Raw genomic sequence first — 13818 nt, forward strand, 5'->3', positions numbered from 1 at the left:
CGGTGACTTCGTGCGAACCGCGAAGATGCTGGGGGACATGCTCGGCCAGATCGCCGGGGCCACCGGGGACCCGCAGGTGCGCTCCACCGCGCGCAAGGCCACCGACCTCGTCCTGCGCGGCGTGGTCGCCTACTCGTCGTTCAACTGATCCCGGCCCTCCGGGCGCTCGCGCGAGCGCCCGGGAGCGGACCTCAGCGGCCGGGCGGGGGGATCTCCCCGGAGCCGCGGACCACCAGAGCGGTGGGGACGCGCTCCTCCCGGGGCGGGGCGTCGTCGCCCGCGATGCGCTCGAACAGCCGCCGGACCGCGAGGGTGCCGATCCGCACCACGTCCTGGGCGACCACGGTCACCCGGGGGACGAGCAGGTCGGCCATGGGGAAGTCGTCGAAGCCGACCACGGCCACGCGTTCGTGCAGGCCGCGCTCCTGGAGGGTCTGGATGGCGCCGATGGTCACCAGGTTCTGCGCGGTGAACAGGGCGGTGGGCGGGTGGTCGGAGTCGAGCAGGGCGGCCACGGCGCGGGCGGCGCTGGCGGTGTCGGGCAGGTCCTGGACGACGTGTCCGGGGCGTTCGGACAGGCCCCGTTCGGCCAGGGCGGCCCGGTAGCCCGCGACGCGTTCGCCGACGGTGCTGATGGTGCTCGCGTCGCCCAGGAAGGCGATCTCGGTGTGTCCGTGGTCGGCCAGGTGCAGGACCGCCTCGCGGGCGCCCTCGGTGTTGGTGGCCAGCACGGCGTCGGCGGCCAGCCCGCGCGGGGGCCGGTCGACGAACACCACGGGGGTGCCGGTGCGGATCTCCCGGTGCAGGTACCCGTGGTCGGGGGCGGCGGGGACGATGATGATGCCGTCCACCCGGTGCAGGGTGGCGGCGCGCACCAGCTCCAGCTCGCGCTGGGGGTCCTCGTCCAGGCTCCCGGCGAAGACCAGGGAGTCGTGGTCGCGGGCGACGTCCTCCACCGCCCGGCTCAGGGTGGCGGAGAAGGGGTTGGCCACGTCCTCCAACAGCAGGGCGATCTGGCGGGTCGCGCCGTCGGTGCGTCGCAGGCTGGAGGCGGCGAGGTTGGGCTGGAAGTCCAGCTGGACGATGGCGCGGGTGACGCGGTCGCGCAGTTCGTCGGAGACGGTGGAGACGCCGTTGATGACGCGGGAGACGGTCTTGATGCTCACGCCCGACAGCGCGGCGACGTCCTTCATGGTGGCCCGGCGGACCGGTTCCCCGGACGCGGACCGCGGCTCGCTGCCCCTGTGCTGCACCGACACTCGAACTCCGACTTCTCTGCGCGACGCCTTGACCGTCGTTCCCACAGGCGGGCGGGGCGGCGCCGGGAGGCACCGCCCCTGAGCGCTCACCGCCGGTCTCCGGCGGGTGGGGACGCTCTCATTGTGCCGCACCCGCCTGGTGCGGGGTGAGCGGGCGGACGGTGACCTCCTCGGCGAGCCCGTTCCCGCCCCTGGTGTAGAGGGTGACGCCGGTGGCGGAGGGGTCGGGGAAGGCCAGGTGGGTGAGTACCGCGCGGCCGTCGGCGGCGAACACCTCCACCGACGAGGTGTCCACGACCACGCGCAGGCGCAGCGTGCCGTCCTCCAGGGGCAGGGGGACGGCGCCGCGGCTGGGGAAGGCGTGGTGGAAGCCGGTGTTGCCGGCGCGGGTCCGGTCGACGAACAGCTCCCCCGCCTCGGTGTCGTAGCCGATCACGGTCGCCTGGTCGCCGTCGTCGTGAACGCGCAGGCCGATCTCGTCGGACCCGTTCGGCCGGAGTGTCACCTCCACCTGGTGGGCCTGGCCGGGTCCGGGGTCGACCAGGTGGTGGCCGCCCGGGCCGACGGGGACGCGGACGCGCTGGTAGAGCGGTGCTTCGTAGACCTCCTGGAGCTGGTCGACGGGGTTCTGGACGAGCCGGGGCCGTCCGTCGATGGTCTCCAGCTCCAGCTGGCGGGGCAGGGCCATCTGGCCGCGCCAGGGGGTGGTGGGCAGGGCCCCGGCGTACTGCCAGTTGCTCATCCAGGCCATGGTGATCCGGGCGCCGTCGGGGGTGTCGTTGTAGGACACGGCGGCGTAGTAGTCGCGGCCCCAGTCGAGCCAGTCGTAGTCGGCCAGTCCTGGCTGGGGGTGGTCGGACAGGACGACGTGGTCGAGGAGGATGTGGCCCCAGCCTCCGGTGGCGTCGTCGTTGACGCGCAGGCGGGCGGTGCGGCCGACCAGGTCGCTGACGTCCCAGGAGACCCAGTCGAGGTGTTCGCTGTCGCGGCCGGTGGCGGTGCGCACGACCTCGCCGTCCACGACCAGGTTGACCGAGGCGTCCCCGCCTTGGCCGGTGTTGGGGTGGTTTCCTCCGCCGACGAGGAGGTTGACGTGGTCGCGGTCGATGGTGAATTCGGGTGAGGTCGCGTGGCCGCGCGGCGCGTCGCCGCCGACGAAGCTGTTGAGCAGGTGTTCGCCCTCGTAGCCGTACACGTGCTGTTGGCCGGGCAGGGCGCCCTGGGCGGGCACGGTGCCGAAGGGTCCGTCACCGCCGGTGCCGTCGAGGTCGTTGACCACCTCCCAGTCGCCGTAACCGCTTTCGAAGTCGGCGAACACCTCGCCCTCGGGCGGCCCGGAGTCGACGAGGTGCTCCGGGGTGAAGGTGGTGCCGTCGAAGTCGCCGACGAAGTACTGGGCGCCGGACCCTCCGGCGACCGACCCGGGGTTGAGGTTGACGATGAGTACCCAACGGGTGTCGTCGGGGTCGCCGTCGACGGGGAGTTCGAACAGGTCGGGGACCTCCCAGATACCGCCGTCGGCGTGTGCGGGGCCGAAGTCGCTGAGGAACTCCCACTCCAGGAGGTCGTCGGAACGGTAGAAGTGGACGACGTGGTCGGTGGCGACGACGGCGGCCATCACCCAGTAGCCGCCCTCCTCGTACCAGAACACCTTGGGGTCGCGGAAGTTCGGGTCGCCGATGTCCAGGACGGGGTTGCCCTCGTACCGCTCCCAGGTGTAGCCGCCGTCGAGGCTGTAGGCGAGGGATTGCGCCTGGATGCCGGGGCGGTCGGAGGCGTCGGTGTGGGCGCTGGTGTAGACGGCGACCAGGGGCGGGTTCTGCGCGGTGCCCAGGCCGCTGGTGTTGTGTTCGTCGAAGACGACGCCGCCGGAGAAGACGTGCTCCTGGTCGGTGTACGGGATGGCCAGCGGCTGCTGTTCCCAGTGGATCAGGTCGGGGCTGGTGGCGTGCCCCCAGGACATGTTGCCCCACTGGTCGCCCTCGGGGTTGTACTGGAAGTACAGGTGGTAGCGGCCGTCGTGGTGGACGAGGCCGTTGGGGTCGTTCATCCAGTTCTCGGCCGGGGTGAAGTGCAGCTGGGGCCGGTGCGGGTGGTCGGCGGTCGCGGAGCCGGGCGCCGCGGCGGTGAGGGTCAGGGCGGCTCCGGTGGCCAGGGCGGTCACGACGGCCAGGGCGGCTGTGCCCCGGGAGCGTCTGCGAGGGGTGCGGTGGAGCGGTTGTCGGTGCATGTGCCTCTCCGATCTCGACCCCGAGGGAGGTTCCACGGCGGGGGCTCGCGGCCAGTGGTGGTGGCGACCGGGCGATCCGTGGGTTGCTGGGAGGTTTCCGGGGTCGGTGACGTGGCTCACCATGCATCGAGTGAGTCAACGTTGTCAACGGGGTCTCCCTGATTGTCCTGGTTGATTGAACTGCTGTTACTTCAGGGGTTGACACAGGCTTGATGCCTCTATGAAACTTTCGGGACATCGTTGTCTCGGTGATGCGAGTCTCGTGGCAGCGCACTGATCCCCCGCCTCGCGTCCAGCGTGGCCGCGCAGAAGGAGAAACCCATGACGAACGCACCGTGGACACGTCGGGCCCTGGCCGTCACCGCGGGACTGGGTCTGGTGACCTCGGTGGCCGCCTGTTCCGGCGGCGAGGAGGGGGGTGACGACACGGTCCTGGTCGGACTCATCACCAAGACCGAGACCAACCCGTTCTTCGTCAAGATGCAGGAGGGCGCCCGGGAGGCCGCCGACGAGCACGGCGTGACCCTTCAGACCTACTCCGGCGAGTACGACGGCGACAACGAGAGCCAGGTCCAGGCGGTGGAGAACCTCATGGCCGCCGGCGCCGACGGCATCCTCATCACGCCCAACGACTCCGAGGCGATCGTTCCCGTGCTGGACCAGGCCCGCGCCGCCGGGATCATGGTCGTCGCGCTGGACACCCCCACCGAGCCCGCCGACGCGGTCGACGCCACCTTCGCCACCGACAACTTCCTCGCCGGTGAGCTCATCGGGCAGTGGGCGGCCCAGCGGTTCGAGGAGGCCGGTGAGGAGCCGCGCGTGGCCATGCTCGACCTCAACCCCAACCAGATCGCCGTGGACGTCGCCCGTGACCAGGGCTTCCTTCAGGGGCTGGGGGTCGACATCGCCGACCCGGCGCAGATCGGTGACGAGGACGACCCCCGGATCGTCGGCCACGACGTCACCGAGGGCGCCGAGGAGGGCGGGCGCACCGCGATGGAGAACCTCCTCCAGCGCGACCCCGACCTCAACCTCGTCTACACGATCAACGAGCCCGCCGCGGCCGGAGCCTACGAGGCGCTGCGCGCCGCGGGCCGCACCGACGACGTGACCATCGTGTCGGTCGACGGCGGCTGCCCGGGCGTGGACAACGTCGCCAGCGGTGTCATCGGCGCCACCTCCATGCAGTTCCCGCTGGACATGGCGGCCATGGGCGTCGAGGCGGTCGTCGAGTACGCCGAGTCCGGCCAGACGCCCGAGGCGTCCGAGGGCCTGGACTTCGTCAACACCGGCGTCGAGCTCGTCACCGACGAGGAGGCCGACGGCCTGGAGTCCCGGGACAGCGCCTGGGGCCAGGAGAACTGCTGGGGCTGAGTCGGCCGGAGACCGCCCGCCACGAGACGAAGGAAGAACCGAACCACCGTGACCACCTCGAACACCCCTCGGGTGACCACAGCGAGCCCCGAACCGCCGCCGCTCAGGCCGGAGGCCGACGTACGCCCCCAGAACCTGGCCGACCGGATCCAGAACCTCCTGCACGCCCAGGCCACCCTCGGTCCGGCCGCGGTCCTGCTGATCACCGTCCTGGCGTTCGCCCTGATCAGCCCCAACTTCCTCCAGCCCACGAACCTGTCGCTGATCCTCCAGCAGACGGCCGTCATCGGCACGCTGGCGCTGGGCCAGACCCTGATCATCCTCACCGCGGGCATCGACCTGTCGGTGGGCTCGATCATGGTGCTGTGCTCCATCATCATGGGGAGGCTGTCGGCCGACCTGGGTGTGCCCGCGCCGGTCGCCCTCCTCGTGGGCTTGGCCAGCGGCATGGCGTGCGGACTGTTCAACGGCTTCCTCGTCACCAGGGTCAAGCTGCCGCCCTTCATCGTCACCCTGGGCTCGCTCAACATCTTCTTCGCGCTGAACCTGTGGATCTCCCGCAGTGAGACGATCCGCGGCGCGGACATGGGGGACCTGCTGCTGTGGACCGGCCGGGTGGTCACCGTCGGCGACACCCGTATCACCTACGGCTCCATCCTCATGCTGGTCATCGTCGCGGTGCTGGCCTACGCGCTGCACCGCACCCGGTGGGGGCGGCACGTGTACGCCACCGGTGACGACCGGGAGGCCGCGCGTCTGGCGGGCATCCGGGTCAACCGGGTGCTGCTGAGTGTCTACGCGGTCGCGGGCCTGGTGTACGCGGTGGGCGCGTGGATGCTCATCGGCCGGATCGCCTCGGCCAGCCCGCAGGCCGGCGTCATGGACAACCTCGACAGCATCACCGCCGTGGTCCTGGGCGGCACCAGCCTCTTCGGCGGGCGGGGCATGATCATCGGCACCGTCATGGGCGCGCTCATCGTGGGGGTGTGCCGCAACGGCCTGTCCCTGGCGGGGGTGGACGTGCTGTGGCAGAACTTCGCCGTGGGCGTCCTGGTGATCCTCGCCGTCTCCCTCGACCAGTGGATCAGAAAGGTTCGACGATGACCCAGCCGACCCCACGGACCGACCTCGTCGCACCACCGGAGGAGACGGTGACCGACCCTTCCACCACGCGGCCGGTTCTCCAGGCACGCGGCCTGGTCAAGCGCTACGGCGGGGTGACCGCCCTGTCCGGGGCCGACCTGGAGCTCTACCCCGGGGAGATCCTCGCCGTCATCGGCGACAACGGCGCGGGCAAGTCCAGCCTGATCAAGGCCCTGTCGGGGGCGATCGTCCCCGACGAGGGGGAGATCCTGGTGGACGGTGCGCCCGTGCGGCTGCCCACCCCGATCGCCGCCCGGGAGGCGGGGATCGAGACCGTGCACCAGAGCCTGGCGGTCTCACCGTCCCTGGACATCGCCACCAACCTCTTCCTCGGGCGGGAGCTGCGCCGCCCGGGCGTGCTCGGGTCGGTGTTTCGGATGCTCGACCGGGCGCGGATGCGGGCCGAGGCCGCCCGGCACCTGGACGACCTGGGCATCATGACCATCCAGAACCCCAACCAGGCGGTGGAGACGCTCTCGGGCGGTCAGCGCCAGGCGGTCGCGGTGGCTCGTGCGGCGGCCTTCGGCCACAGGGTCGTGATCATGGACGAGCCGACCGCGGCGCTGGGCGTGCGCGAGTCCCGTGCGGTTCTCGACCTCATCCTCCGGGTCCGCGACAAGGGGCTGCCGGTGATCCTCATCAGCCACAACATGCCGCACGTGTTCGAGATCGCCGACCGGGTCCACGTCCAGCGGCTGGGCCGTCGGGCCGCCACCCTCGATCCCTCGGGATGCTCCATGTCCGACGCGGTCGCGGTGATGACCGGTGCCCTGGATCCGGCGGAGCTGTCCGAGAGCGCCCTGGCGCCGGGGGCCGTCCGATGATCCTCGTGTGCGGCGAAGCCCTCGTCGACCTGGTTCCCCAGGAGGACGGCGGCCTGTGGCGGGCGGTGCCCGGCGGCGGACCGGCCAACGCCGCGGTCGCCCTGACCCGGCTCGGTGAGGAGGCCGCCCTGGTGTGCCGCCTGTCCGGTGACGTGTTCGGGCGCCAGATCCGGGCCCACCTGGCCGAACGCGGGGTGGACCTGGAATGGGCCGTGGCCGCCCGAGAGCACGCCACGATGGCCGTGGTGGGCCTGGACGCCGACGGGGCCGCGGAGTACTCCTTCTACCTGGAGGGGACCGTCGACTGGCAGTGGCGTCCGGAGGAGCTGCCCGAACCGTCCGAGGACGTCCGGGCGATCCACACCGGCTCCCTGGCCGCCGCGCTGGAGCCGGGGGCGGGGGTGCTGCGTGAGTGGGCGCGGTCCCACCGGGACCGGGTGGTGATCTTCCACGACGTCAACGCCCGGCCCGCGGTGGGGCTGGACCGGGCCGCGTTCACCGAGGGCGCGGGACGGTGGATGGACGTGGCCCACGTGGTGAAGGTGAGCGACGAGGACCTGGCGTGGCTGGAGCCGGGGCGCGACCCGGTCACGGTCGCCGAGCGGTTGGTCGTCCGGCACGAACTCGACCTGTTGCTGCTCACGCGGGGCGGCGACGGGGCGGTGGCGCTGTCGGCGCGCTGGGGCGACCGCGTGTCGGTGCCGGGCGCGCCGGTTTCGGTCCGGGACACCGTGGGCGCGGGCGACACCTTCGGCGCGGCCGTGCTCGCCCGCCTGTCCGACCTGGGCTACCTGGACCGTCCGGGCAAGCTCGCCGCGCTGGCCCCGGGCACGGCGGGGGAGGTTCTGGAGTTCGCGGCCGGGGCCGCGGCGCTGGCCTGTACGACCGAGGGCGCCGACCCTCCCGACCGTGCCGGGGTGGAGCGGTTCCTGCGCGGAACACCGGGGGTCGCTGAGTGTTGACCGGTTCGGGCGCCGGCAGGGTGCTTGTGGACGGGGCTGCGCCGTAGGCGTCCTTTGAGGGTGGTGGAGGGCGTCGGGCGGGCGGAGTCGAACCGCGAGCGGGGAACGAGCGTCAGGCGAAGGTGAGGATGAGGAATCCCTGCCCTGCGGGTGGCCGAACACGGGCCGAAGCGAAGCGGCGGGCCCGAAGAAACACCACCTAGTGGTACCCCCGTGGTCGGGGAGACCTCCGGGTGAGGCCATCATGGGGGGAGCACGGGACCCGTCCAGGGGTGTGCGGTGGACTCCGTCCATCGTGTCCGTCCTGGGGGCCTGTAGTCCGCAACACACCTGAAGCGAGGATTGAGCAGTGCTGCGCACCCTCATCAACGGCAAGATCCACCGAGCCACCGTGACCCAGGCCGACCTGCACTACGTCGGCTCGGTGACGATCGACGCCGACCTGATGGACGCCGCCGACATCGTCGACGGAGAGCAGGTCCACATCGTCGACATCGACAACGGCAACCGACTCGTCACGTACGCGATCACGGGTGAGCGCGGCAGCGGCGTGATCGGGATCAACGGCGCCGCGGCGCGTCTGGTGAGCCCGGGCGACCTGGTCATCATCATCTCCTACGCCCAGGTCACCGAGGCCGAGCGGGCTGAGCACGTCCAGCACATCGTGCACGTGGACCGGGACAACCGGATCGTGGCGCTGGGCAACGACCCGGCCGAGCCGATCCCCGGGAGCGAACTCGTCTCCGGGCGCTGACCGCCCTCCCTCCGGTCCGAAGGCCGGTGACGGAGCACCCGCCGCCGGACGCGCACGCGTCCGGCGGCGGGGCGCGTTCGGGGTCGGCCCGCCCCGGATGGCCGGATCCGGCCTGCTCGGTGCCGCTCCGGGGCGGGTACGTCCAGCGGCGGGATGGACGGTGCTGACGAGGAGCGGCGGCGGGTCGCCGAGTACGTCGAGTGGCAGAAGCAGGGGGCGTGGACGGTCCTGTGGGGCCTTTACACCCGTTGTTTCTGGGCGTACGCGTGCTGGCCGGTGGTACCCGAGGAGGGGCTCGTGATCAGCGCGCGTGATCATCACGAACTGTACGCGCTGATGCGCTCCGTGGAACGTGAGCACGGTTACCTGAGGTGGCGCTACGGCCGAAAGTGACGAAGGTTTACGATTCATCCGTTGTCAGGATGAATCGAAAGGCGGGCCTCGTGACCACGGAATCCACGTTGGGCGGTCGGGGGCTCACGGAGGACCAGCGCGCTCGCCTGCAGCGCCGTACCGTTCTGACGCTGATGATCACCCAGGTCGTCGGCGGCATCGGAATGGGCTCCATGCTGGCCGTGGGTGCGCTCATCGCCCGGGACCTGACCGGTTCGGACACCTGGTCGGGTATGGCCACCACGATGATCACGCTGGGCGCGGCCGTGTTCGCCTTGCCCCTCGCCTCGATCGCCACGCGGCGCGGACGCCGTCCCGGGCTGGCACTCGGATGGGCCATGGGCGGGGTGGGCAGCTCCGTGGTCATCGCGGCCACGGTCATGGAGTGGTTCGTCCCGTTCCTGGTCGGCATGGTGCTCATCGGCGCGGGGACCGCCACCAACCTCCAGGCCAGGCACGCCGCCGCCGACCTGGCCGGTGAGGGCACCCGAGGCCGCGACCTGTCGGTCGTGGTGTGGGCGACGACCGTCGGCGCCGTGCTGGGCCCCAACCTCATCGGTGTCGGCGGGCGCGTGGCCGCGCTGGTCGGTCTGCCCGAACTGCTCGGTCCGGTGCTGTTCACCACCGCCGGATTCGCCCTCGGCGCGGCCCTGACGCTGGTGCTGTTGCGCCCCGACCCGCTGTTGGCGAGCGCCGCGCGGGTGGACGCACCCGGCGCCGGCCCGTCCACCGCGGTTCCGACGCGGCGGTCCCCGCTGTCGGGTCTGCCCGAGGTCACCGGCAACCCCCGGGCCCTGCTGGCGATCGTCGGGATCGTGGCCAGCCACACCGTCATGGTCGCGGTCATGACCATGACCCCCGTGCACATGTCCCACCACGGGGTCGCGCTGACGGTCGTCGGACTGACCCTCTCGCTGCACATCGCCGGGATGTACGCGTTCTCCCCGCTCGTGGGCTGGCTCACCGACCGTCTCGGCCGGGTGCCCGTGCTGTTGGCCGGGCAGGGGGTGCTCTTGACGGCCGTGGCGGTCGCCGGTACGGCCGGGGACGACGAGGCGCGGGTGACGCTTGGCCTGGTGCTGCTCGGCCTGGGGTGGTCGTTCGGCCTGGTGTCCGGGTCGACGCTGTTGGCCGAGTCGGTGCCCGACGCCGTGCGTCCGCGGGTACAGGGCCTGAGCGACCTGCTCATGAACCTGGGTGGTGCGTCGGCGGGCGCGATGTCGGGGGTCGTGCTCACCCAGGCGGGCTTTGGCGGTCTCAACCTGTTCGCCGCGCTGTTCACCCTCCCGGTCGTGGTGCTCGCGGTGCGCGCGCTCGTGGCCGGTCGCGGTGGGGACGCCGGCACCTCCTGAGCGGTCACGCCGAAAACTCGGCCGGACCTTTACCGGAAACGCCCTGGTGGTGCCCCCTGCGCGTGCTCTCGCGCGGTTACGGTGCAGTTCGGAAGGCGCCTACCGGCCCCGGTGGGCGGACGCGGCTGGACGAGGGGTGTGCTCATGACCGACCGAGAGCCTGAGGAGGGACCGGAGGAGCGTCCGGGGCCCCACCCGGCCGAGGGCGGTGAGGGGCCCTCCGGTGGGAAGCCTGAGGAGCCCTGGGGCCAGTCCGAGGGGCCCGAGGAGCCTGGTCGGCCGCCCGGAGGGGTTCCACCGGGGGAACACCCCACGGGGGCGCCGCCGGAGCCGGTCACCGGTGAACCGTCGGAGGGTCCCAGCGGGCGGGCGCAGGCCGGGTTCGAGCACGCCGGGTACGCCCCGGGGTACGGCGAGACGGACATGGCGGGAGCCGGGGCCGGCAGCTACCCCGGGGGGCCGCCGCCTCCGCCGCCCCCGCAGGGGCCGCCGTGGGGCGTGCCGCCGCCCGGCGGGTACGGTCCGCCCCCGCCCAAGCCCACGCCATGGGGCAAGATCATCGGGATCGGCTGCGGCGTCCTCCTGCTCCTGCTGCTCCTCCTGGGCGGGTGCACCGCGCTCCTGCTGGTCGCGGCGGGGGGTGACGGGATGTCCCCGGACGTGTCGGAGACCATGGAGCCTGAGGGCACGCCCACGGCGGAGGACGTGACCGAGGAGATCACCGCGCGGATGACCGAGTTCGAGCCCAGTCCGCTCTACACCGACGGTGCGTACACGACCGTCGAGGTGACCATCACCAACAACGGTGAGGACGAGATCGACATCAACCCGCTGTACTTCTCGATCGTGGACACCGAGGGCGTCGAGCACGGCACCGGTGAGGCCATCGCCATGGACGACAACGAGCTGGAGGTGCAAAAGCTCGCTGCGGGGGAGAGCGTGAGCGGGACGATCACCGTGCGCGGTGATGTGAACGTGGACCGGGTCGTCTTCAACCCCTTCTACCACGGGCCGGTGGAGATCCCGGTGGCGCGGGGGTAGTTCCCTGGGGGGAACGGTGACGTGAAGGGGCCGGGGAGGGCCGGTCAGGGGGCCAGCGCGGGGTCGCGCAGCCACTCGGACAGGTCCTCGCGGCGTTCGGCGTCGCACTTGAGCGGGCATGTGGTGCAGAACCCGTGTTCGGGGTCGCCCTTGTAGTCGAAGCAGCACGTGCCCCGGACCGCCCAGGTGCCGCGCGGGTTCTCCGGGGCGAAGGGGAACAGGCGCGGGCGTCGGCGCGTGACCGCGCCCGCCGCGATGACGGCGTCGCCGAGCCCCGCGGCCAGCTCCCAGGCCTGGCGGGCGTCGCGCCCGAGGTAGCGGGCCGGGTTGAGCATGTAGAAGTGCAGCGTGTCGACCACCCAGCCCCACAGGGTGCGCAGACCCGCGCGCGAGTGGGCGTGCAGGGCGGCCAGCAGCGGGCCGAAGGTGTCCACGACCCCCTCAGCCGCGAGCCGCAGCTGTTCGTCCCGGTCCCGGGCGGTGACCGTGTCCGCGCGTCCGGCCGCGGGATCGTCGGGCAGGACGATCCACCGGGCGCCCGCCACGACCGGGGTGGCGAAGCGCGACCGGACCGTGTCCCAGGGCAGGTACAGGGTGTCGGGGGTCAGCAGCGGTGTTCGCCCGGTCAGGTACAGCGAGGCCGCGACGAGGAAGATCGGTTCGCGCAGGGTCACGCGGAGGAAGTTGGTGGCGGCCGGGAGACGGTGGCCGGGGCCGTGCTCGGTGCGCAGCTTGTCGTGCAGGACGGGGAGCCATCCGTCGGTGACCAGGTGGTCGGAGCGGTGCCAGTGGACGTCCCCCGGGATGTCCGGGACCGGCGGGCCGGAGCGGGGCAGGCCGGGCAGCGGCGCGAACCTCAGTGGTGCACACGCGTCACGCAGTGCCTCAAGCGGATCTGGAGTCACCGCTGGAACCTGCCCTTCGTCGCACGAAACCGTCACGTCCGGGGGAGCGGCCGCAGTTCCCTCGGGGACGGGATGCGCCTCATTAAGTGAGGCTACCCTAATGCGCGGCGCGGGGGCAATGGCCGACGCTGGTGTCTCCGCGCACTGGGGAGGGCGAAAGCGCAGGTCCGAGTGGGTGCATCTGGTTCTGTGGGGGTTCGGGTGGTGGTGGTTCGGCGTCGGTACTGGAGCCACCGTTCGAGGGTGATCAGGGGCAGGACCCAGCTCAGGTAACTGCTGGAGGAGGCGACGGACGGGAGCATCGCCTCGACGTCACCCCCGAAACCGCTGTGCAGCCAGGGCGGCATGAGCAGTCCCAGGAGCACGAGCATGATCCGGTTGAGGGCGATCCCGTAGAGCAGCGCGAAACTGCGCAGCATCCACTCCCGGTGGCGGGTGAGGTCGCGTCGGCGGGGCGCCAGGTAGCCCAGGACGGTGAAGCCCAGCCACAGGATGGCCCAGAGGGTGTTGCTGATTCGGGTGTCAGCGCCGGTGGAGTCGAGCGGAGCGATGAGCAGCCCGGGGACGCCGACCAGCGGGACGCCGAGCAGGACGTAGACGCGTCCGCTCCAGCGGTGGACGGTCGGGTGGTGACGGCGCGGCCACGGCCACACCTGGAGCGGCACGATCAGCGTCAGCAGGGCTCCGCCGAAGATGTGCGTGACCAGGAGCGGGTAGTGCCAGGCGAGGTCCTGGCGGACGGGCAGGCGGGCCTGGGCCGGGTCCAGGGTCGTGTACGGCGGCAGGGCGTAGGCCACGAAGGCCAGGCCGAGGAGGGCGAGCGGGGCGATCCAGGGGCGCCGCCACCAGCGTTCGCGGGTCGGGGCGGGCCGGTCGTGGCGGTCGGCGGCGGGGGCGGTGTGGTGGGGGGACGCGTCATGCCTGGTCTCCGTGATCGGAATGCCGTGGAATCAAACCGTGTATCTCATGCACTAATTAGTGTAGATCATACACATATCTAGGATGGAGTCGAGCGCACACACGACGACTGGTGGGGCATGAGCGAGCGACGGCCGGAATCGGGCATGACAAGGGAGATCGAGCTCCTGTGGGGGCTGCGTGAACCCGGCAGGCGCGGGCCCAAACCCAAGCTCAACCGGGAGGGGGTCGTCCGGGCGGCCGTGGCCGTCGCCGACGCCGAGGGGCTGGAGGGCGTCTCCATGCAGCGGGTGGCCCGGGAGCTCGGCTACACGACCATGTCCCTGTACCGCCACGTGGACAGTAAGGAGGACCTGCTGGTCCTCATGGTCGACGCGGCCATGGCCCAGGACCCGCCCGAACCCCGTGCCGACGGGGACTGGCGGGCCGGGATCCAGGCGTGGGTGTCAGGCTGCCGGGAGATGTACCGCCGTCACCCCTGGGTGGTCTTCGCGGCCGTGTTCGGTCCGCCGCTCGGCCCCAACGGGCTCCGGTGGATGGAGGCCGGGCTGCGCGAACTGGTCGGGGCGGGGTTGACCACGGCCGACGCCGTCCAGGTCCTCATGACGGTCTCGGGCGTGGTCCGGGACACCTGCCGCATCGAACTCGACATGCGGCGGGCGG

The 13818-nt window shown here is 71.8% G+C and carries 14 protein-coding genes; 10 read left to right on the top strand and 4 right to left on the bottom strand.

Annotated features, from left to right (window positions below; translation table 11 throughout):
- The coding region (locus D471_RS38190; RefSeq protein ID WP_152486217.1) for a hypothetical protein at positions 1 to 148 on the top strand (148 nt) is incomplete at its 5' end.
- 43 nt (positions 149 to 191) lie between these two features.
- Here the strand turns inward: D471_RS38190 and D471_RS0104125 are convergent.
- Positions 192 to 1259: a LacI family DNA-binding transcriptional regulator gene (locus tag D471_RS0104125; RefSeq protein ID WP_017597457.1), complete on the bottom strand. Its 1068-nt coding sequence runs from the start codon at positions 1257 to 1259 to the stop codon at positions 192 to 194.
- A 118-nt stretch (positions 1260 to 1377) separates the two neighbouring features.
- Complete coding sequence (locus D471_RS0104130; protein ID WP_017597458.1) at positions 1378 to 3489, bottom strand: glycoside hydrolase family 32 protein; 2112 nt, start codon at positions 3487 to 3489, stop codon at positions 1378 to 1380.
- Between the two features lie 321 nt (positions 3490 to 3810).
- Between D471_RS0104130 and D471_RS0104135 the strand changes: the two genes are divergently transcribed.
- From D471_RS0104135 to D471_RS32925, 8 genes are all read left to right on the top strand, one after another.
- Complete coding sequence (locus D471_RS0104135; protein WP_017597459.1) at positions 3811 to 4863, top strand: sugar ABC transporter substrate-binding protein; 1053 nt, start codon at positions 3811 to 3813, stop codon at positions 4861 to 4863.
- A gap of 48 nt (positions 4864 to 4911) precedes the next feature.
- Positions 4912 to 5967 (top strand): ABC transporter permease, encoded by a 1056-nt coding sequence (locus D471_RS0104140; protein ID WP_017597460.1) that lies wholly within the window; start codon positions 4912 to 4914, stop codon positions 5965 to 5967.
- Positions 5964 to 6830: an ATP-binding cassette domain-containing protein gene (locus tag D471_RS0104145; protein ID WP_017597461.1), complete on the top strand. Its 867-nt coding sequence runs from the start codon at positions 5964 to 5966 to the stop codon at positions 6828 to 6830. Before D471_RS0104140 ends, D471_RS0104145 begins: the two co-directional genes overlap by 4 nt.
- Positions 6827 to 7792, top strand: coding sequence for a carbohydrate kinase family protein (locus tag D471_RS0104150; protein ID WP_017597462.1), 966 nt, complete (start codon positions 6827 to 6829; stop codon positions 7790 to 7792). The genes D471_RS0104145 and D471_RS0104150 overlap by 4 nt, the downstream gene beginning before the upstream one ends.
- 349 nt (positions 7793 to 8141) lie before the next feature.
- Positions 8142 to 8546 carry an aspartate 1-decarboxylase gene (panD, locus tag D471_RS0104155; protein WP_017597463.1) on the top strand — a complete coding sequence of 135 codons (405 nt, stop codon included), beginning with the start codon at positions 8142 to 8144 and terminating at the stop codon, positions 8544 to 8546.
- Positions 8547 to 8699: 153 nt separating this feature from the next.
- A complete protein-coding gene (locus D471_RS0104160; protein ID WP_017597464.1) occupies positions 8700 to 8939 on the top strand; it encodes a hypothetical protein in 240 nt (79 codons plus the stop codon).
- A 50-nt stretch (positions 8940 to 8989) separates the two neighbouring features.
- Positions 8990 to 10291, top strand: coding sequence for an MFS transporter (locus tag D471_RS0104165; RefSeq protein WP_017597465.1), 1302 nt, complete (start codon positions 8990 to 8992; stop codon positions 10289 to 10291).
- A 144-nt stretch (positions 10292 to 10435) separates the two neighbouring features.
- Complete coding sequence (locus tag D471_RS32925) at positions 10436 to 11332, top strand: DUF4352 domain-containing protein (RefSeq protein ID WP_017597466.1); 897 nt, start codon at positions 10436 to 10438, stop codon at positions 11330 to 11332.
- Positions 11333 to 11376: 44 nt separating this feature from the next.
- On the opposite strand, the gene D471_RS0104175 is transcribed toward D471_RS32925, so the two are convergent.
- Complete coding sequence (locus D471_RS0104175) at positions 11377 to 12237, bottom strand: (2Fe-2S)-binding protein (RefSeq protein ID WP_017597467.1); 861 nt, start codon at positions 12235 to 12237, stop codon at positions 11377 to 11379.
- Positions 12238 to 12329: 92 nt separating this feature from the next.
- On the bottom strand, positions 12330 to 13034 hold the full coding sequence (locus tag D471_RS0104180) for a DUF2306 domain-containing protein (protein ID WP_017597468.1): 705 nt from the start codon (positions 13032 to 13034) through the stop codon (positions 12330 to 12332).
- Positions 13035 to 13301: 267 nt separating this feature from the next.
- Between D471_RS0104180 and D471_RS0104185 the strand changes: the two genes are divergently transcribed.
- Positions 13302 to 13818: TetR/AcrR family transcriptional regulator (locus tag D471_RS0104185; protein WP_017597469.1), on the top strand; the 517-nt coding region annotated here is incomplete at its 3' end.

The sequence above is a fragment of the Nocardiopsis lucentensis DSM 44048 genome (genome assembly GCF_000341125.1).
Taxonomy (GTDB): Bacteria; Actinomycetota; Actinomycetes; order Streptosporangiales; family Streptosporangiaceae; genus Nocardiopsis; species Nocardiopsis lucentensis.

Coding starts and splice junctions, on each gene's coding strand:
- D471_RS0104130 (WP_017597458.1), bottom strand. CDS start 3,489: ATGCACCGACAACCGCTCCACCGCACCCCTCGCAGACGCTCCCGGGGC.
- D471_RS0104135 (WP_017597459.1), top strand. CDS start 3,811: ATGACGAACGCACCGTGGACACGTCGGGCCCTGGCCGTCACCGCGGGA.
- D471_RS0104145 (WP_017597461.1), top strand. CDS start 5,964: ATGACCCAGCCGACCCCACGGACCGACCTCGTCGCACCACCGGAGGAG.
- D471_RS0104150 (WP_017597462.1), top strand. CDS start 6,827: ATGATCCTCGTGTGCGGCGAAGCCCTCGTCGACCTGGTTCCCCAGGAG.
- D471_RS0104160 (WP_017597464.1), top strand. CDS start 8,700: ATGGACGGTGCTGACGAGGAGCGGCGGCGGGTCGCCGAGTACGTCGAG.
- D471_RS32925 (WP_017597466.1), top strand. CDS start 10,436: ATGACCGACCGAGAGCCTGAGGAGGGACCGGAGGAGCGTCCGGGGCCC.